At 52.6% G+C, this 20,388-nt stretch carries 17 protein-coding genes; 13 read left to right on the top strand and 4 right to left on the bottom strand.

The window, feature by feature from the left end; translation table 11 throughout:
• Positions 1-68 precede the first annotated feature (68 nt).
• Positions 69-890: a hypothetical protein gene (locus KOR42_RS16500; protein ID WP_146510946.1), complete on the top strand. Its 822-nt coding sequence runs from the start codon at positions 69-71 to the stop codon at positions 888-890.
• A 181-nt stretch (positions 891-1,071) separates the two neighbouring features.
• On the opposite strand, the gene KOR42_RS16495 is transcribed toward KOR42_RS16500, so the two are convergent.
• Positions 1,072-1,566, bottom strand: coding sequence for a hypothetical protein (locus KOR42_RS16495; protein WP_146510945.1), 495 nt, complete (start codon positions 1,564-1,566; stop codon positions 1,072-1,074).
• Between KOR42_RS16495 and KOR42_RS16490 the strand changes: the two genes are divergently transcribed.
• Positions 1,565-1,810 (top strand): hypothetical protein, encoded by a 246-nt coding sequence (locus KOR42_RS16490; protein ID WP_146510944.1) that lies wholly within the window; start codon positions 1,565-1,567, stop codon positions 1,808-1,810. The two genes, KOR42_RS16495 and KOR42_RS16490, sit on opposite strands and share 2 nt — an antisense overlap.
• Positions 1,811-1,871: 61 nt before the next feature.
• On the opposite strand, the gene KOR42_RS16485 is transcribed toward KOR42_RS16490, so the two are convergent.
• On the bottom strand, positions 1,872-2,606 hold the full coding sequence (locus tag KOR42_RS16485) for a hypothetical protein (protein ID WP_146510943.1): 735 nt from the start codon (positions 2,604-2,606) through the stop codon (positions 1,872-1,874).
• Between the two features lie 364 nt (positions 2,607-2,970).
• On the opposite strand from KOR42_RS16485, the gene KOR42_RS16480 reads away from it, so the two are divergent.
• The 11 genes from KOR42_RS16480 to aroH all read left to right on the top strand — a co-directional run bounded on the left by KOR42_RS16480 (position 2,971) and on the right by aroH (position 16,970).
• Positions 2,971-3,777, top strand: coding sequence for a hypothetical protein (locus KOR42_RS16480; RefSeq protein ID WP_146510942.1), 807 nt, complete (start codon positions 2,971-2,973; stop codon positions 3,775-3,777).
• 378 nt (positions 3,778-4,155) lie between these two features.
• A complete protein-coding gene (locus KOR42_RS16475) occupies positions 4,156-4,908 on the top strand; it encodes a hypothetical protein (protein WP_146510941.1) in 753 nt (250 codons plus the stop codon).
• 187 nt (positions 4,909-5,095) lie between these two features.
• Positions 5,096-6,931, top strand: a complete 1,836-nt coding sequence (locus KOR42_RS16470) for a serine/threonine protein kinase (protein ID WP_197441276.1) — start codon at positions 5,096-5,098, stop codon at positions 6,929-6,931.
• Between the two features lie 38 nt (positions 6,932-6,969).
• Entirely contained in the window at positions 6,970-8,253 is a 1,284-nt protein-coding gene (locus KOR42_RS16465) for a hypothetical protein (protein ID WP_146510939.1), read from the top strand.
• Positions 8,254-8,527: 274 nt separating this feature from the next.
• The gene (gene aspS / locus KOR42_RS16460) at positions 8,528-10,297 is read left to right on the top strand and encodes an aspartate--tRNA ligase (protein ID WP_146510938.1); all 1,770 of its coding nucleotides are present in this window, start codon (positions 8,528-8,530) and stop codon (positions 10,295-10,297) included.
• A 321-nt stretch (positions 10,298-10,618) separates the two neighbouring features.
• Positions 10,619-12,067, top strand: coding sequence for a serine/threonine protein kinase (locus KOR42_RS16455; RefSeq protein ID WP_197441275.1), 1,449 nt, complete (start codon positions 10,619-10,621; stop codon positions 12,065-12,067).
• Positions 12,068-12,710: 643 nt separating this feature from the next.
• Positions 12,711-14,480, top strand: coding sequence for a tetratricopeptide repeat protein (locus KOR42_RS16450; protein WP_146510936.1), 1,770 nt, complete (start codon positions 12,711-12,713; stop codon positions 14,478-14,480).
• A 182-nt stretch (positions 14,481-14,662) separates the two neighbouring features.
• Positions 14,663-15,034 carry a hypothetical protein gene (locus KOR42_RS16445; protein WP_146510935.1) on the top strand — a complete coding sequence of 124 codons (372 nt, stop codon included), beginning with the start codon at positions 14,663-14,665 and terminating at the stop codon, positions 15,032-15,034.
• A gap of 230 nt (positions 15,035-15,264) precedes the next feature.
• On the top strand, positions 15,265-15,912 hold the full coding sequence (gene def / locus KOR42_RS16440; RefSeq protein WP_146510982.1) for a peptide deformylase: 648 nt from the start codon (positions 15,265-15,267) through the stop codon (positions 15,910-15,912).
• Positions 15,913-15,920: 8 nt separating this feature from the next.
• Complete coding sequence (locus KOR42_RS16435; RefSeq protein WP_146510934.1) at positions 15,921-16,382, top strand: CYTH domain-containing protein; 462 nt, start codon at positions 15,921-15,923, stop codon at positions 16,380-16,382.
• Between the two features lie 216 nt (positions 16,383-16,598).
• Positions 16,599-16,970, top strand: coding sequence for a chorismate mutase (gene aroH, locus KOR42_RS16430; protein ID WP_146510933.1), 372 nt, complete (start codon positions 16,599-16,601; stop codon positions 16,968-16,970).
• 101 nt (positions 16,971-17,071) lie between these two features.
• On the opposite strand, the gene KOR42_RS16425 is transcribed toward aroH, so the two are convergent.
• Together KOR42_RS16425 and KOR42_RS16420 are read right to left on the bottom strand one after the other, a co-directional pair.
• Entirely contained in the window at positions 17,072-18,493 is a 1,422-nt protein-coding gene (locus KOR42_RS16425; RefSeq protein WP_146510932.1) for a hypothetical protein, read from the bottom strand.
• A 193-nt stretch (positions 18,494-18,686) separates the two neighbouring features.
• Positions 18,687-20,141 (bottom strand): sensor histidine kinase, encoded by a 1,455-nt coding sequence (locus KOR42_RS16420; protein WP_146510931.1) that lies wholly within the window; start codon positions 20,139-20,141, stop codon positions 18,687-18,689.
• Between the last annotated feature and the right edge of the window lie 247 nt (positions 20,142-20,388).

Raw genomic sequence — 20,388 nt, 5'->3', positions numbered from 1 at the left:
AACCGGTTCCTGTCCCCCCTGTTCTGAGCGTCTAAATCCCAATGCAGCACTCCACATGGATGTGGACTATGGCTCGTTTCTACTTGCTGGCAGTCATTTTGATCGCTGGTGGTGCGGGGTGCACTGCGCTGTTTCCCGATTCCGCGAAGACACAACATCGTTTGCCGCCGTTAGTTGGGCCGCGAAACGCAATCGAGATTGAAGTCTATTTCGTTGATCGCCGAAAAGGTGATCCGATGATCGGTGACCGGCTTTGGTCGTCGCTTCACTCAGTTCATACTCTCGACCCGGATTCAGCACGGCAGCTTGAGGACGACGGATTTCGAGTCGCTATGAGTGCGTCTCGTCCGCCGAGACCGCTAGCAGTCTTGATGTCATTGTCGGACGAAAACGACCCGACGCGCCGAGTGGTGATGCAGCGATACACCATTCCTGCCGGGCAGGAAACTCTTGTTGTCGCTTCGGAAATCCCCGATGGAACGGTGATTCAACGTCCCGGTCAGGATTCCTCCCGTCCTCTGGAAATGCGTTTGGGGCGGGCAATCTTCCGGATTCAAGCTGACAAAGTTGAGGACGGTTGGACTCGTCTGGTCGTCATTCCGGAAATTCAACACGGCCCAATGGCAGCCCGACCGACTCCAAGAGAGCAGGATTGGATCTATCAGGAGAGCCAACAGCGAGTCACTCTCTATTCCGACCGGATCACCGCCGAACTGAACGAGCAGGAAATTCTCGCTCTCGGATTGGGAAGTCGCGAGGAAGGAGACATCGGCCAGCACTTCTTCGTCGCCGACTCCGAAAACGGCCTGGAACGTCTGATCCTGATCCGCATCTCCGGCATGTCACGAATCGAACCGGTCCGCTCCGATCTGGCCGACAATCTTAAGTGAAACCGCTTTGTGACTTGCCTCTATGTGAGTCGGTCTGTGATTCGGGTCAGCGTGGGCATTGTGCCAGCAACGCAAACGCGATTAAATCGAGCGGTTGTCTGAAATTCGCCACAACCTCTGAGTTTTGGTGTTTCATGGAGTTTTTGCATTCACGACAGATTGGCACCCGCACGACAAGAGCTCACCAAGGTCGAATGTTGTTGAGGCTGAGGTCGTAGAGGTAAATTTTGAACCTGCGGAAGATCGCGAGAGCGGTTTGAACGCGGTCCCAACTGTCACCAAATCGATCAATGTTTTCGAGTTCCCATTCGATTTGCTGCTCCTCCGTCAAGTCTTTTGGTCTGTCGAGAGATGCTCCAGCAAAATCAAGGATGTACGGAGGATTGACCATCTCCATTTCGATAATACCCAGTGAGTCGTCGTATCCTAGAAATGTCGGAATGCGAAAACTCTCTTCTTTAATGAGTTCTCCGATGTTTTTATCGAAGATTCTCATATAAACCTCGCGTTCTTTTTCATACAGGTCCTTGTATTTGAAGACTTTGATCGCGGAATCGTCTGACGTTGCAAAGACTTCTCCATCTTGTCCTCCTCCCAATTTCTCGGTAACTTCCTTGTTCCGCTGGGCGCAATAGTCGAGTGCCCTTTCCAAATGGTTGTCACCGAAGTCTCCCATGAACCGCCTGCTTCGCTCCAATTTTTCGGCCGATGTTCAGATGGAGTTGCACGTGAACGGCGTGCGATACAACGTTGCGAAGACTGGCCCGGGGTATGTTGTCTTGGCGGATCACGCTGAGATACAAGGTGGACCGGGAATGGTGAGAATTGTGATCGATGGTCGCGAATTCCGCAAATCTGTGATCGTCGACGACTATTTTCCATTCGATGAATTCGTGACATACGAAGTCATCGACGAATGATCATTGCCTGAGCGATTTTACCACGAATCGGGGCGCAAGGTGGCGGCAAGCTGAGACCCGATCAATGAGAATGGATCTGCATCGTCCATCCGTTTGAGACCTTCTGGACGGATGCGGAAGAGTGGGCTGTAGGTTTGTCGTTCAGAGCGGGGTGTTTGATGATTTCCTGAACGGGCAAGAGTTCGGGAAGGCTCGCCGTCATCAGTTTTTGTTCGTCTGGGTGCTCTAATTGGGCGGACTGCATGATGGGGGCAGGGAGGTTTGCAAACAGGGTCTGTGGGTTCGATTGAGAGAGTGTGTCGAACGAGCGGTTTCTTTCGTCAGTCGGGCTGAGCGGAGGGGGGGATTCGTCGCTGTGATGATCAGAGTCCGGGAAGCGGGGGAGTTGTTTCAGTCGGGCAACGGCGCGAATTGTCTCGGGGATGCGTTCGGATTCGAGGACGATTTCGCGTCGGAGTTGCTCGAGTTGGCGGACCGTTGCGCGTGCTCGGGCGACTTCTTCGTGTTGTGACTTGAGTTGACTCAACAGGTCATTCGTTTCGGAGAGTGACTGCCGATGATCGGCCACTTTGGAGAGAGTGGAATCGACATCGTGAATCTCGGCCTGAAGACGATCGACACGTTCGACGAGCGGGCGAACGACGAGCAAGTGCATCGTGATGACGCTGATCATGAGAGCGGAGACTCTTAAGGGAGAACTCAATCGAGAAGCGATTGCCAGCAGTTTCGATTGGAAGTTTGGTGAATCTGCGGGTGGAGTCCAAAGCTTCACAATTTTCTCGTCAGTCGATTCCACGTTGTCGGTCCTCTGGTGTATTTGTCGCCCCTGTTTACCTATATCGCCGAAATGTTGATCGTTCTGCCGTGAGAATATGGGTAGAGGGGGCGATTTTTGAGGAGGCGTTGGAGAATGCGTCTGATGTGGGAATCAGGAGAAATGCATTTGAGATGCGCACATGTTGCGATGCGAATAATCCGAGTATTTTGATGCGTGTTGCGGCAAGTTGTTTTGAGTTCAGGAGTTACGGGTTGGGAAAGATTTCAGAAAATGTCGGTGGTTTCTTCTAATGTTCTGGCGTTCTCAGCGAATTACTTCTTGTAAAAGGGGACGACTGGTGAGTTGGCCCTGATTCGAGAGTTGACCAAACAAGGAGATACACATGCTTAAGAAACTCGCACTCGGAACAATGACAGCCGCCGCGATCGGTGGACTGGTTTTTGGAGGATCAGCCTTCAGCTACCTTCGCACCGGAATGCATACCGCTCAGAAGCGGATTCGCAACGAAGTGCCGCTGGAGTTTGAAATTGAGCGAGCACGCCAGGAAGTTGCGCAGCTCGTTCCGGAAGTTCGTCGCTCGATGCACCTGATTGCAGAAGAGCAGGTGGAAGTGGCTTCGCTTCAGGAATCGATTGCCAAGCGAGAAGAATCACTCGCCAACCAGGAAGAAGCCATCTTGTCGCTTTCCGCAGACTTGAAGTCCGGCGACTCGCACTTTGTTTATGCTGGAAGAGCTTACAAGCAACGAGAAGTTGAGAAGGACCTCGCAGAACGATTCGACCGGTTTAAGATCGCCCAGGAAACTCTCGACCGGGAAAAAGACCTGTTGAGAACCAAGGAACAGGCTCTTTATGCTCATCGGGAAACTCTCGAGGGAATGCTTTCAGAACGAAAAAGTCTGGAAGTCGAGCTGGAGCGACTGGAAGCACGTTTGCGAACGATCAACTCACGTAAGCAGATCGCCAGCATTCAGGTTGATGACTCAAAATTGAATCGGGTCAAGTCGTTGATCAGTACAATTGACAAGCGACTCGATGTGGAAGATGCCGTTCTCGCAGCTGACGGAGAATTCTCTGGATTGATTCCGGTTGAGACTGAGATCGAAGTCGAGAACGAGAACATTGCGAACGCTGTGGAAGATTACTTCGGAAATCGCCACGAAAAGGACTTTGTTCAAGTCTCCGACTAAAGCGGATTGCTCTGACTTGTGTACTCAACTGAGGAAGTTTGAAAGGCGAGTTCCCAACGAATTGACTCAGTAAAGAGTACCAACAGTACGAGAGCAGGATGCTCGCGGTTCAAGACGGTTTTTGGTCAGCTCAACATCCGCTCGATCACTTTGATCGAGCGGATTCTTCCGCAGGATGAGTTGGCATTCGCTGAATCGATGATTGGTTGAGATGGATTTGAAACAGACACGATTGTTGATTTGTTCGACGCTTGATGAAGCGTCTCGTTGAATGAAGCGTAGTAGTTGGTTCCGAGTACCGTGGCTGAAACTGTGGCTGAAACAGTGCCTTAAAGTCGAGAGTGCCTGGAGTGGTGTTGGAATGACGGCGGTGTTGACGTGACGGCGAGAACAGGATGGTCGAGTGGCAGGCAGATTGATTCGGGAGAAGCTTGTCGATGGCGAAACGGAGAGACGGGGAATGGTGAACTGATGCAGAACGATCGTCCGGCCGTTCGCTTATGGATTGATGGAGTCGGGTGCTGGTTGATCAGTCGATCACAGCGCTTAACAGTGGGAAGTATGCAGCCAGCCAGTAGCGCCATTCGAAGCGGTGGGGAAGCTTCGTCCTCAGAACACATTGGGATTTTTTCCGACCTGCGATCGAGACACGCGAGTTTTTCGCGAGAGGACGGATCGTTCATATTGGAGCCACGCGGGCGCGTGCGAATCGGGAACGTCGATCGAAACTCAGCAATGCCTCTTTCGAATGAGGCAGCGATTCAACTGGGTGATGAAGTTGTGATGAAATACTGCCTTCCTTCTCCCTTGAGCGGCTCAGCCCGGCTGACGTTGGAAAGTGGTCATCGGTTTGCAAACAGCCTCAACGGGATCATTCTTCTGGAGAAGACTTGCCTGCTGGGAGCGGGGAGTCAGAGCCACATTGTTTGCAAGAACTGGCAGCGAGACATCGTCATTTTTGAACGTGCGAACAATCTCTTCTGTAAGGTGTCTTCGCGCGAATCATCGACGGAAAATGGTTCAGGTGAACAGCAGGAAGCTCCGCAAGTTCTGGAGTGTCGTCCCGGTGAAATCCTCAGTGGGGAAGACTGGTCGTTTCATGTGGAGGCGATTGACCTTCCTGCAGTTTAAAACAACACATTGCCACGAAGGCAGGACGCAAAAGAATGATCCAGGGAGCCTGATAAAACGTATTAAACTAATGACACAGTTGTATTGTTGAGCACAGCCTCAAACCGGTGAGTCCGGTCAGATGAGTTCGTCCCGGATTGCGAACGGTCACCCCTCGAGTCGGCGAGCGGAAAGAGCGAGCAAGAATATGAAATTCACTTTTGCACCAGAGTCAAGACCCCTCGAAGGATACACGATCAAACGTGCGATCTATCGAGGTGGATTCGGAGAGGTGTACTACGCGCTTTCGGATGCCGGGCGGGAAGTGGCATTGAAGTTGTTACAGCACAATTCGGATGTTGAACTCCGGGGTGTCCAGCAATGTTTGAACCTTTCGCATCCGAATCTCGTCACCATCTTTGATGTCCGTCAGGATGGAGATGGCGATCATTGGATTATCATGGAGTACATCGCGGGTGAAACTCTCGATGCAACTCTGCGACGCCAGTCTTCCGGGATGCCCGTTGAATCTGTTCGCAGTTGGCTGCGAGGATTGACGGACGGGATGGCTTATCTCCACAGTCGCGGGCTCGTCCATCGAGACTTAAAGCCGGCCAACATGTTTATGGAGAACGGGGTCGTCAAAATCGGGGATGTCGGGCTGTCAAAGTTTATCGCTCCGAGTCGGCATAGTGCTCAAACGCAAAGCGTCGGGACAGTTCACTACATGGCTCCTGAAGTCGCTAAAGGGCGATACGGACGCGAAGTCGATATCTATGCTATTGGAATTATTCTCTACGAGATGCTCACGGGGAAGCTTCCGTTTGATGGCGAATCGACCGGCGAAATCCTGATGAAACACCTCAGCGAGCCGCCGGATCTCTCGCCGCTTCCTCCGAGGCTGCAACCAGTCATCGAGATGGCGCTGCGGAAAGATCCGAAAGAACGATTTTCTCGGGTTGAAGCATTGCAGCGAGCATTCGAAGAAGCTGTCCTCGGTGTCTCTCCGCCCAAATCGACGGAAGAGGTTCCAGCTGCTCCGGGACATGCCCGTGTTCCAGATCGTGACGGGAAACAAGATGCTGGATTCGTTCAGCTGCCTGAAGGTCGACCCTCAGCGAAAAAGGGGCAAAAGGGGTGTGCGACGTCGTGCGGTCCGGCTCCTGGCTGGATGAAAGGAGTTGCCTTTGGAGGATTGGGACTCCTCGTTATGGGAACCGTTTTTGGGTGGGATCTTAGTTTTCCGATGGTCGTTTCCATTCTTTTCACCTCTGGACTGATTACTTATTCCCGAAGCAAGAAGGCGAACAGGAAGACCAAGCTGAATCAGGCTCGACGAGCAGCAGCAGTGAATGTTTCTGCTCCTCAACCTCCGCCGCAGAATTTGCGACGTTCATGGGGAACGACGGGTGACTTGCTCGGTTCGATGTTTCTCACGGTTCCAATCGCAGCGATGCTCATTACGTGTCTTGCAGCTCTGAAACCTTCGTTGTTGGGAGGGGCCAGTTCGCTCAGTGACATTGACCCAGCGAATCTCGGACTGTTCGCATCGATGACGATCCTTTCGAGTTGGGCGCTGATTACGATTCCGTTTTCAGTTCTCCGTGCACCGGAACATCGGTTTCGCAGTATTTCGCGATACCACTATGGCCTCGCGGGGCTGTTTGTGGGTGTGGTGGCCTATCTGATTGAGCAGTACCTGATGGTTTCGGATCTCGGCACTCCTTCGCGAGCGATCTTCAGTCGTTTGGGAGATCAGTCACTGTTCATCGACGGTGTTCCTTCCTGGATCGGATTCATGGCGTTCTTTGCCACGTTGTTTTCGTTCGCGAACTGGCAGGAAATGTCTTCGCCTCGCCGGAAGGACCGCTTCAGCATCTCGTCAGTCGTTGGAGTTGGATTCGTCGCCTGGCTGACCACAACTGTCTTTGCATTCCCGACTCAGTTCGGATTGGCTCTGGCAGTGATTATCGCTTGTGTGACACAACTTTCGAGCCCGTTCGACGACTGGCGCTCGAAGCAGAAGTCTCGCAAAGTTGCGTAAAAATCAATGCCTCTTGAGGGGACATTCCGGTGTTTTCGATGATTGAATTTCTCATTGTTATGGCTGTCGTGAGCGGTGTCATCGCCTGGCTCGTCAAGTCCGTCAATACGACTGGTGAGTCTCGTTGGGTCGGGCTGATTGTCACGCTGTTTGGCATCCAGGTGGTCATCGGTATCGGTGCGCTGGTGTTTTATGCACGTTCTCAATCCGTCAATGCAGCAAGAGTAGAAGCCGAGCATCAACGAGCCTTGGCGGCGGAGCAGTTGTCTCTTGAGATGAGCCAGCTGACGACCGGTTTTCCAGGAGATGAATCGTTCGACGCGTCGAATCCGCCCACTCCACCGATGCCCGAGACGCCTCAACCTCCCGAAGACGTGGCTGCTGCTGCCGAAGGGAGTATGGCTTCTAGCTCAACAGGAGATCATCCTGCCACAATCATTTATCAGGATGTTTCGGTGACGCGGCTCGGTTTGCTCATGACTTTGGGACTCTTTTCGATTGGCGTGTGGGTCGTTGTCTGGGGAGCAAAAAAGTCACCATCGCTGATGTTTGCGGCTGTTGTCGGACTGCTGTTGTCCGGCGCAATGTTTGGGATTTCCAGTACGGCCGTTCACCAGAATGTGGCAATGCATGAAATGCACGAGATGTCGTCGGATGATGGCAGCGTGCAGCTTGCGACGACAGGCGGGGCTGTTCAAGCTGAAGCGGTGTCATCAGATCCGGTGATCGATGGAAGTTTCGTCAGGAGTCAAATTCCCGTCACTGACGATGAAGTTGCCTCGCTCGAAAGAAAACTGGAGCCGAAAAAGATCGTGCGAATTGAGTATACGGGGCTCACCGGTCACTCTGAGATCCTTGACGAAATGCCCGAATGGACCGCGAATACGAGTCGAAACCGACAGGTGGTTCCCGTCGACGATGAAATTCTGCTCACGTCCAAGCGTTATTCAACCGTCGATGAAGCGGAAAGAGAACTCTGGCCGAAGGCGACGTCGCTGGTACAGAAATATGTGCGGGAAAACTCTCCGGAAATGGATCAAACGATCGTCACGAAGAACGCGCTCCTGGATGCAGCCGCACTCAAGGAAGTCATCATTGTGACCTGGCCTTTCGAAGTGGATGGACTCTCGTCAGAAGTCTATCAGGTTCACTGGAAGCTCAACTTCGATGAAGGTGTGCGAGAAACGCTTCATCAGCATTGGTCGCGTCACGAAGTGGCTGAACGGCTGTGGCTGTTGGGAGGAGGCGTCGGAGTCCTGACATTGCTGCTCGGGACAGGAGCGACGATTGCCCGGTTCCGTGAACGCCGGCACGTGGCGTAATTGATCGCTCTCTGTTTGGTGTCTCTTCGATTGTTCTGGCTTGAGCGGTTCCGCTGGAATCGGCAGGGGCTGAGGAAATCGAATTCAGCGCCTTCTGATCGAGACGCAGGGCAATGAGTTTCCAAAGATTCTATTCAGAATCTGGTTCTCACGCTTAGACCAACATTGAGTGAGTCTTCTGGTCCCCTATAATGCCCGCTTCCCCGGGAAAGATCAGTGTTCGGTTGAACACTGTGGTCCGGGATGAGTGGGAATTTCAAAGGATACCAGTTTCGTGCTACGAACAGCGACTTGCGGACAACTTCGGGCCGATCAGATCGGACAAACTGTGACCCTCTGTGGATGGGCGGATAAGTATCGCGACCACGGCGGTGTTGTCTTCATCGACCTGCGTGATCGATACGGAATCACTCAAATTGCCTTCCGGATGGAAGAGTCGAGTGAGATTCAGCAGCTGTCATCAACGATTCGCCATGAAGACGTCATTCAGGTGACCGGCGAAGTTGTGAGCCGCGGGGAAGATAACAAGAATCCCAAGCTCGCCACTGGAGAAATCGAGCTGCGAGCGAATCATCTTGTCGTTCTGAACAAGAGCAAGACGCCCCCGTTCGAACCACGCGGAGAATCGCTGGCCAACGAAGAGTTGCGATTGCAGTACCGGTTTATCGATCTGCGACGACCGGCCTTGCAGAACAAAATGTTCCTTCGTCACCAGCTGACCCGGTCAGTTCGGAACTACTTCGATGAACTCGATTTCATCGAGATCGAAACTCCGATTCTCGGCCGCAGCTCGCCTGAAGGGGCTCGAGACTATCTGGTTCCCTCACGAGTCCACGAAGGTGCATTTTACGCGCTTCCACAGTCTCCTCAGTTATTCAAACAGATTCTGATGGTCTCCGGATACGACCGGTACTATCAAATTGCGAAGTGCTTCCGGGACGAAGACCTGCGGGCCGATCGCCAGCCTGAGTTCTCGCAAATCGATATTGAGATGTCATTTGTCGAGCAGGAAGACATTCTCTCTGCGATCGATGGTCTTCTCGCACGCATGGTCAAAGATGTTCGCGGGGAAAAGCTTCCCACGCCATTGCCTCGCTATACGCACGCCGAAGTGATGGAGCGGTTCGGAACGGACAAACCGGACCTTCGTTTCGGAATGGAATTGACGGACATCTCTGATCTCGTCGAAGAGTCGGGATTCGGTGTCTTCAAGAATACTGTGGGAAGTGGCGGGAAAGTGCGCGGGTTGTGTGTGCCTGGCGGAGCAGAGAAATACTCCCGAAGAGTCCTCGACAACGATCTGAAGAACCTTGTCGGAGAATACGGAGCGAAAGGTCTCGCTTACTTCAAAGTCGCGAACGGCGGGCTCGATTCGTCGATTGCCAAATTCTTTGACGAGAAAGAACAGGCTGCCATCGTCGAACGCATGGGAGGCAACGACGGCGACCTTCTCGTTTTCGTGGCCGATACCTATCCCGTCACCTGTGCGGCTCTGGCGGCGCTTCGAAATCACCTTGCCAAGGACCTGGAGCTTTACGATCCCAAAGAATTGAATTGCTTGTGGGTTGTTGAATTCCCGCTCGTCACGTGGAACGAAGACGAAAATCGCTGGGATGCCGAACATCACCCGTTCTGTGCTGTTCATCCCGACGATGTGGAGTACTTCGAAAGCGATCCATCCAAGATTCGGGCGTTGTCTTACGATCTTGTCTGCAACGGATACGAAGCAGCCAGTGGAAGTATTCGTATTCACGATCCAGCCATTCAGCAGAAGATCTTCGACCTGCTCAACATCGACGCAGAAGAAGCTGAAGAACGCTTTGGCTTCCTTCTTCAGGCGTTGCGATATGGAGCTCCGCCACATGGAGGAATCGCCCTTGGTCTTGATCGATGGGTGATGTTGATGACCGGAACCGACAACATTCGTGACGTCATCGCGTTTCCGAAAACTCAGAAGGCTTCCGACCTGATGATGGGTGCGCCATCTGAAGTCGATCAACGACAGCTGCGCGATCTCAACATCAAGATCGATCTCCCTGAGTGACTCTCATCAGGGGTGTCTTCCGGAAACCCTTAATTGCTTCGCGAGCATCATTCCGAACGATCGGAGGATTGTGTTGACGGGAAGGCGCTCGATTTCTGAAGAATTGAGGGAAGTTTTTCACGATTCATGACGCGGTTATGGATTGATCGGTTGATCCTGCGCATAATCCGGCTTGGATGGAGAGAAGAATCATTGCCGAGATGGATTTCATGGTCCAAGATTGAGTGAGCCAACGGACAGGTTAGGCAAACCTCAATCTCGACCAATTGAAATCCTATGACTGTTGCATCTAATTCGATTCAACTAAACGGAACCACCGGAATGTCAGGTGACAGGAAATCGACGGTGCTCGGGGACTTCCTCCTGAAAAGGAAGCTTGGCAAAGGTGGGATGGGGACTGTCTATCTTGGGCATCAGATCAGTCTCGATCGTGACTGTGCGGTGAAAGTGCTTTCCAAAGAGTTTGCACAAAAGCCGGGGTTTGTTGAACGCTTTATCCGCGAAGCGCGAGCCATGGCCCGGATCGATCATCCAAATGTCGTGACTTGCTACGCTGTTGGAGAGGAAAAGGGCTACAACTATGTCGCCATGGAACTCATGGACGGACAGAGCATGCAGGATTGGGTGGATCAACTCGGTCGCTTGAGTGTGCCGGATGCCATTCTCACCGCACTTATCTGTGCAGACGCCCTGGAACATGCCCACGAGATGGGAATGATTCACCGTGATGTGAAGCCAGATAACATTCTTGTCACCAAAAAAGGTGTGATCAAGGTCTCGGATCTCGGTCTCGCCAAAGCGGTTGATGACGACGAAGAACTTGGACTGACGCAAAGTGGAACTGGTCTCGGGACGCCCCATTACATGGCTCCCGAACAAGCCCGGAACGCCAAATACGTCGACCGCCGTGTCGACGTCTATGCCCTCGGAGGGACGCTTTATTTTCTGTTGACCGGAGAAAACCCATTCACTGGGGAATCGGTGCTTGAACTGATCATGAACAAAGAGAAGGGCCAGTTCATTTCCGCCCGGAGACACAATCCGGAGATCCCTGAACGGCTCGATTTAATCATCGACAAGGCATTGGCAGCGAAACGCGAACATCGGTATCAGACGTGTGCGCATATGATTTCGGATCTGGAATCGCTTGGTTTAGCGGGGGAATCGCTGTCGTTCATTGAGGACGCACAACGAATCGTCCCACAGAGGGCGGGGGGAGCTGTATCGACGAGCAAAGCGAGCTCAGCCAAAATTCCGCAGACGAAGCCGAAGAAAAAAACTGCCCGAGCCAGTAATACGTCAGAGTTTGCCAAGTCCCAGACGATGGTCAATTCGTCGGGGCAGTGGTATGTCAAACGAATCGGTTCAGACGGTCGCGTGAAAGTCGGAAAGATGACTGCTCCGCAGATTGTCACAGCGATGAAAACCGACAAGCTGAACGGCAAAACGACAGCGGCGACGAGTTCGAAAGGACCGTTCCTTCCGCTGGCCCAATTCCGCGAGTTTGAAGAAGAAGCTAAGCGGATGCTGACTCGACAGGTGTCGAAAGAACGAGACAACAATCTGGCGGCCGAGTATCAGAAACTGGCGAAACAGTATGAACGGCGAAAGTTGTGGCGTTCGCTGTGGAAGCTGACGAATAGCGCCGTCGGCTTTGTTGGTCTGCTCGTGTGGATCGCCCTCATTGCGGGTGTGATCATCGGGTTGTATTACATCATTCCCTGGGCGTTCGATCAGGTTGCTTCACAGGTCGGAGTTCAGGAGTCGTAGCGTCGGGAGTGAGACGCCAGCTATAGAAAAACCAAACCCGTCGGCAACGCGCCAACGGGCTTGTCTCGCCGGTTTGCGGGCATGCTGATGGCGAGTGACGGATGCGACCGTCACGACTTAATTCGTCTGAAAGAGACCGCTTCTAGCTGGTCATTCGTGATTCGAACTGGATTGGCGAGAGAGTCGGCAGATCTGCCGAGATCCCGCATCGAATCAGCTTCTTCCTGAACGCTTCTCGCAGCAATTCGGGTGTTGTTGCGTGAAGGACGAGCTGTCCAACTTTCGAAATCCCTTCAAATTGCTGTTGCAAGCTTTGCAACTTTGGTCTTGTGCAGCGAGTTTTGGTGCACGCCGAACCGGCGAGTCTTGCCGGTTTGTCCGGTTGCGATTGTCGGTTCAACGAGGGCAGGAAGGTTGGGCAAACTCTGCGGGGGCCTCAAGCTTTTCGTAATCACTACTTCGCAATGAATTCATGGTTTGGGCACGGCTTCTGCCTGAAGAACTCAACATCTGCTTGCTGGCGACCTGTATTGTGGAACTCAGAAGGGTTCAGGGAATCAAACCTGGAATTCGAGTAAGAGCTATGACCAATCAGACACCTATGAGATCGACCATTCTTGCTTTGATAATTTTGTCAGGGGGGATGACATTCTCTCGCGAATGCATCTCTGGCGAGGAAACTGTTTCTGCAGAGAAACCAGTCGCTGCAACAGAAGCCGAGACCGCCGCTCCAGTGGAAGCGCCGACCGGAATTCTTTCGGGGGAGAAAGATGAAATCGCGGAAGCTCTCAAGAACGAAGAAGCATTGAAAACTGCAGTCGCGTTGAACTACTGCCGCGCAGCATTTCATCGCATTCGAAAAAATCCAACAGAAGAAGTGCTTCGGGAAGAGGAAGCCAAGATCCTCAACAACCTCAACCTGACGCGTGTCGAGGACAAAGAAGTCGTCTCTCTGTATTCAGCCGTGCTTGATGAGATTTCGCAGATCGGTTTGACGGAAACGGAAGAAGATCTTGTCAGTTCCCATCACGGTCGATCCGTGCGGCGTCAATTGACTTGGGATGCTTTGGCATTTGGAACTGAATTGGCGACCGCTCAGTTCGGGAGTGCGATCCGCACCGGAGCCAACAGCTGGTGGGACTACCGGAGCAAGGGCTACCAGCGAGATATGGATCTCTTGAAGCTGGAAAAGTCTCGCATTGCGGGAATCCTCAAGAGGTCGAACCAGCTGCTGGATACTTTCTGGGAAATGGCTCGGCGGAAAGAAATTCCGGATCGATGGCTGGTCCGTGGGGACGATCTTGATCACCTCGAAGAAGCAGCGAACCAGGAAGATGCCGAACGTCGTTTGCGAATTCTTCAGCGGATGAAGTCTTACATGATTGCCTATCCGCCGTACTGGTATTATCTGAGCCGCACACAGCAGGAACTCGGACAACTCGATGAAGCGCTCGAAACCTATGATTACCTCGATAAAATCGGTCGCGATCACTTTCGCAAAGACGATATGCTGGCAACGGCAATGGCGAATTGTGCAGCGATTCAAGACTATCGAGGGGACTCTTCAGCGGTCCTCTATGCACAGAAGGCATTGAATTATTCGCCGGATGTCTGGGAAGCCAATCTTGTCGCTGCGAGAGTGCTCCAGCGTCATGGACAGATCGCGATGGCCGAAGATGCCATTTTGCGAAATCTGGACGTTGGACTTGAAGAACCTCGTAGCCATGTCTTTCTGGCGTCTCTTTACTACTTCGCTCGTGATGAAGAAAAGCTGGCGAAATTGATCCAGGATCCCCGAGTCGTGGCGCATCTTCCCGCGCCTGTGTTGCTGCGTTGTTCGGCTCTCGTCGGACCGGACCGAACTCCCGAGTTCGTGATGCGAAGCATTCATGCTTCACTTGCCGCGTTTCCACAGAGTTCATTCGGGCGCGACCAGTTGACGCTCCGAGTGGGATATGCATGGCAGCTCCATTTGGCGAGCTTCGAAGTCCGGCAGGGTGGAACCAAGCTTGCCGATCCGAGTGTTCAACCCGGAAACGGTTTTTACGACCTGCGATTTGCAGAAAACGTCAATTGGGGGTCTCCACTCGGTTCGAATACCCCAGCCCCGGAAGTCGAAATCGCACTCACCTATCCGGATACAACAGTCGTCCGCGTGCAATTGATCGGCCAGAACCGAACATTCGGCCGGGGTGCTGTGGCTGTTTCGAGTCCTTCCGCAATGACAATTTCGTCGGTGCAGGTCGGTGATGATCAAATTGCATTCCGTATGCGGGAAGCCTATTTGAATGATCCGGTGACGGTCACAACCGCACGACCTGTTTCCATGGAATCGTCGGACGGAGGAGACGCCCCATCATTCACGGATGACGTGAACTATGCAGATCGTAATGTCGAGGAAATCAGCTACTAGAGCATTTCAATTGCTTCGAACCGACGGAAAATGATCGATCTTGCGATGACGGCGCACCCGGTAAAACCGCCCCCTGTCGATTGACTCAGGGGGCTGGCTTGGTTTCAATGGCGTTCCGTCAATTGACACCGTCGTCAATTGTGGTCAGGACACGACGCGCCGTCGGAACGCAGGAGAGTCACATGTTTGGGTTGTTCGGTGGAAAAGACTGGAACATCATTGCCGTTATCTTTGAACGGCGTGATCTGTATACAGTCAGCGGACAACGAGTAAAGGGAGGCGGCGCAGAGAAGGCTCGGGATGGCGCGAAACGTCATCCGAGAACCATTTACTGGGCTGTCTTCGATCAAAAGGGAAGTTATCTCGAGGGCGGAGAAGGAGCTGGCTCGATCAATATTCCTGGCGATGTGCTCAAGAAGTTGAAAGCTCAGCTCGCCAAAACCGGGACAGTGCTCGAGATTCTGAAAAGCCTTGAAACGAAACAGGCAGACAAACTGGCCAAACCTCTTGTCTGGGCTGGTTATCCTCCGCGCGAAATGCACGGTCAGGACTGATCGTTTCGAAGATGTTGCCTCGTGGCGAAACGCAGTGGTCACACGTATCGAACGAGTTTCATCCGGTGGGTGGTGAACACGGTTCTGCGGTGTGGCAACAACTGTTGAAATGGCCTGTCGAATAAGACGAACCACAGAATTCCCGGTGCACGCCGCTTGTCCGTTTCACTGAAATTGACAACACTGGTGGTTGATTGCCTTATTTCACACAGGGAAACGCAAAGTCGACTATGGAGATCATTCACTTCCCCCATCCAGCATTACGATTCCAGTCAGTCGACGTGCAGCGGATCGACAGTTCGTTGAGGAAAACAATTCAACGGATGTTCGAGTTGATGTACGAAGCGAATGGAATTGGTCTGGCCGCCAATCAGGTGGGGCTTCCGTTTCGTTTCTTTATCGTCAATCTTGCAGCACGTGCTGACGAACCGGATGAAGAACTCGTTTTCATCAATCCTGTGATCCGAAAACGTCGCGGAAGTGTTGTGGGTGAGGAGGGGTGCTTGAGTCTGCCTGGGCTGTATGGCGATGTCACGCGGTCCGAGCAGGTGACAATCGAGGCATTCGATCTGTCCGGTCAAGGGTTCTCTATGGATCTGAGTGAGCTTCCTTCCCGAGTTGTGCAGCACGAATCGGATCATCTCGATGGTGTGATGTTCACCGATCGAATGCGTGAAGAAGCAAACAGCGAAGACGTTGACCTGATCCTTCCCGAATTCGAAGCCAATTTTCGAGACGCTCAACAGGCGGGGCATTTCCAGTCGGATCAAGAGCTCGAAAAGAACCTCAAAGAAATGGCAGCGGGTGGAGGGGTTCCTTCAGGATATGTCGACACATCCGTCTATCGCATGACCCCTCCGAAACTGGATACCGAGTAACAAGCGGCATGGGCATCGAAATTGAACGTAAGTTTCTGGTTGCTGGAGACTTTCGCACTGGACGGTCTGTTCCGTTCCGACAAGGGTATCTTTCTCGCGATCCCGAGCGGACTGTGCGGGTGCGCATCGCTGGCGATCGCGCATGGCTCACGATTAAGTCATTGACAAACGACACGACTCGACAGGAGTTCGAGTACGAAGTTCCGGTGAGCGACGCAGAAGAGATGCTGGCCCTTTGTGATGGGCCGTTGATCGAGAAGTATCGCTGGTTTGTCGATTACGAGGGAATGCTTTGGGAAGTTGACGAGTTCCTTGGCGACAACGCTGGTCTAATCGTGGCTGAAATTGAACTTACAGCAGAAGATCAACCTTTCGAGAAGCCTCCCTGGCTCGGGGACGAAGTGACTGGTGACCGCCGTTATCACAACTCCAGCCTCGTCAAAATGCCGTTCAAAAGCTGGCCTCAGTAAATTCAATGACGTGTTTCTGTTCACTGTCATTGAGTTTTTGAGGGTACTTCCGCTATTTTCCGCGTTGGGACACATTTTCTAGAGCAACTTTTGATTTGGTTTGCACTCACTCGCACGAGCAGAATCAGCCTTTGATCTGATGAACCAGCGCAAGCGAGTGCACAGGAAAGAGCAACGTGCTCTAAGTCATTCATCTTCTGTCAGAGAGAATCGGTAATGCCCGTACGAGGGGTGAGAGGCGCCATTACAGTTGAGACAAATTCCAAGGAAGAAATTCTGCAGGCGACGTGGGAACTTCTCGAACAGGTCATCGCGCGAAACGATCTGCAGGATTTCTCGGAGATCGTTTCAGCTATCTTCACAACGACATCAGATTTGAATGCAGCCTTTCCGGCGGAATCAGCCCGGGAAATCGGAATGGGGGCAGTTCCTCTCTTGTGTGCTTCGGAAATCAACGTGGACGGAGCACTTCCACGAGTGATTCGTATCCTTCTGCATGTGAACACCGAAAAGAAGCAATCAGAGATGGTTCATGTCTATCTCCGAGAAGCGATGAAGCTTCGGAAAGACATTAGCAGCGCCCAATGAAGGACGGGAGGCGGTTTTCAATCGTTTGATTGAAACGTGACCCTCGAGCAATACTTCACAGCGCGAAAGAGCATCTTCGTGAATGGCCCCGGCGACGATTCTCAGCTCTCGGGAGAAGTCGTTTCCTGCGCAGACCACAGGTCGATCTTCGATTGAATCCGTTCCGCGTCGCCCGCATCGGGGTTTTGTTCCATCGCTTTTTGCAGCGTCTGGATTGCCAGATCGCGACGGCCTTCGCTTTCCAATGTGATGGCCCATTGGATTTGAACCACGGGCAGGCTTGGCGTGGTTTGTCGCGCGTAATTCCATAACGTCACTGGATTGGTCCACACGCTGAGATATTCGAGTGTGCGGAACGTATACAGGCCACACAGCACGACGCCGAACGTCACGGCAATGGCTGAATTCGGGATTCGGCGAACAGCTGAACTCCATTCGGTGCTGCGGAACTTGGTCCAGCAGACTTCCGCAACATTGAAGACTCCCACAAAGAATGGAATCAGTGGCAAATAGAGATACCGGTCATTCATCAGCGTGGTGATGGGGAAGAAGTTCAAGACTGGAAAGAGAAGCAGAAGCCACGTCACCAGACAAAACAGGGGGACGGGATTGGAATGGCGAATTCGGTACGTCCAGAGACCGACGCCGCCCCAACCGAGGAGAGAAAGGGCAATCCAGTGGGCGATGCCGGTCGTGGCGGGATCGTAAAGAACACAGAGATTCGTCGGATACAATGACATCGCGACATAACGCCAGAGAATGGTGGAATCGATCGCGAGAATCCACAGTTTGCTGGCTCCGATGTGACCGCGCACGCCGCCGACGATGGTCGTCTGGGCGGACATTGTCACAAGAATGAGTAGAACTGAGAAGAACATCGGAACGACTTGCTTCGCAAAGCTTTCCGCGAAGGACCGCCGGGCGATGAGAACATCGTAAGCAATCACAATTGGTGGGACGACAACAGCCGACGCTTTGCTCAAGAGACCGAGGATCAGCCAGAGAGTTCCGAATCCTTCGTGGCGCGACGTTCGATCGGGACGAAGCCAACAAAGACAGCTTGCGAGCATAAACGTTGCGGAAAGAAGTGATTTGCGGGAAGAAACCCAGGCGACTGTTTCCACTTGAACCGGATGCATCGCAAAAATCAGACTGACCGTCCAGGCGAGAAGCGAGCTTCCGGTGAGGCGTCGCAGGAGAGCATAAGCGAAGACCGCATTGATCGTGTGAAGGGCGAGGTTGGTGAGGTGATATCCTCCCGACCACATTCCCCAGAGTGTATGCTCAATGAGAAATGTGAAAATCGTCAGCGGGGCAAAATTGCGAGCGACTGGTTCTGTCGCAATGCCGTAAAGCCCCTGAAAGCTCCATGACTGGATGAGTTCGTTGTTGATGATATACCAGGTGTCATCCCAGTTTAAGAATTCGAATCGGATCACCGGAGAGTAAACAGCGAAGATCCCGCAGAGCAATCCGAGAACTTCCCAGCGGTTGACCTTCAGCCAACTTACAAACGACTGCATTGTGCTTGGAGACCCAGCGCTCTCAGAATTAGCGCTGTCAGAATTGGTCGAAAGGTTCGGGGAAGATGTCGACGTAGATTGGTCTGGGGTGAGACGCGGTTGCACGAGAACTTTCCTGATGGGAACTGATCGATCGCGCAACCTTAGCCCGTAAATGATTGATGCCGAAAAGCAACAAACCGGAATCGATGACTCAAGTCGATCCCTTAACGGTTTCGATGAGTTGTGCCGATTGTTCCGATACGGGAAGCAGAATCCGGATGAGTGTTCCGCGACCGGTTTCGCTCTCGACTTCGATTTCGCCTCCGAAGACACCCATGCAGTGCTTGACGATGGCCAGTCCGAGCCCAGTTCCTCCCATTCCCCGTGAACGTGCTTTGTCGACGCGGTAGAACCTTTCGAAGATACGGGACTGATGTTCCTGAGGAATCCCGATTCCGTTGTCTTCCACTTCGACGATGGCTTTTCCGTCGTGGCAGAAGCCGCGAACGCTCACTGCTCCCTGATCCGCGGTGTAATTCAATGCATTGTTGATCAGATTGTCGAAGACTGTGCGAAGTCCTTCGCGATCCGCGACGACCGAGATTTCATCGGTGGGGGGATCGTACGTTAAGTTGACGTTTCTTGAACGCGCGACGGCCTGTCGTGCGTCGACGCAGCTTTCGAGAACTTCAGAAAGCGAGATGGTTTGCAGCTGGAAAGCGTCCGCCTGAGATTCAATTCTCGCGAGGCGAAGCATGTCTTGGATCAGCGTTTGAAGTCGCCCCGCCTGATCGAGGATTCGTTCGACGAACATCTGACTGTTCTCAACGTCTTCAAGTCCCCCTTCGATGAGCGTATCAGCGTATGCCTGAATGGCTGTGAGTGGTGTTTTCAGCTCGTGGGAGACATTGGAAACGAACTCTCGCCGCATTTTTTCGAGTCGCCGGAGTTCGGTGACATCATGAAGGACGATCAGAAGCCCCTGTCCGTCGTTGACTTCAATCGGAACGGCACTCGTGCCGATGATGCTTTTTGTGCGAGGATGTTCGAACTCATGCCGAACGATTCCTTCGCTTTCAAATGCGATTTCGATGGTTGACTGAAGATCGGTATTTCGGACGACTTCCCACAGGTGTCGCCCTTCGATCATTTTCCAGTCGCGGTCGAGGAGTTTTCCTGCGGACGAGTTTCCGAAGGAGATCTTTCCGTCGCAATCGATGAGCAGAACGCCTTCCGACATTGCTTCGAGGATCGACTGGTATCTCGCGTCGCTTTTCCCGAGTTGTGAATTCTCCTGATGAAGCGAATTCATGAATTCGACAACTTCATCACTCGTTTTTTGGAAGAGCTGAATCGTGGAAGATGATGGGGAATTCGAGTTCCGGACAAACGAGGAAAGGCCTTCTCCAGTTGAGTTTGGAGGTGGCGTGCCGCTTTCCAAGGACCGGAGGGTTTGTGAGAGTCGGCGACATTCCGTTTCGAACTCCTGTTCCTGTTTGATACTGGAGCGAATGAGAAGCCAGGCGGACAGAGCCGATAAGAGGATGGCCATTGTCACCATCCCGAGCCCAATTCCGGATGTCGCCACAGCATCGACGATCACCACTCCCATGGCGGGAAGTCCGACAAGGACGAAGACGCGCAGGATTTCGGACAGTTTTTGCATCTCGATCCTTCTCCGCAATCAATATGAGCCACCGCATTTATGCATGGCATTCTGATGCATCTGGAAGCGATTTGTGTACTTAGGCCACTTTCATGGTTCCTCTGCACTCGCTTCAACACGTTTCTTCAGTGGAAAGCTGCGTTTGCTCGTACAAAGTCGCGAAGTCCGTTTCGAAAAATGCTCTAAGAGTCGCCAGTTGTTCAATTCATGTGATCAATCACTTGAACCGATCATATCTCATCCATGA

The organism is Thalassoglobus neptunius (assembly GCF_007859735.1).
Classification (GTDB): Bacteria; Planctomycetota; Planctomycetia; order Planctomycetales; family Planctomycetaceae; genus Thalassoglobus; species Thalassoglobus neptunius.
The sequence above is the reverse complement of the archived record's forward strand: the minus strand, read 5'-3'. Positions and strand labels throughout refer to the sequence as shown.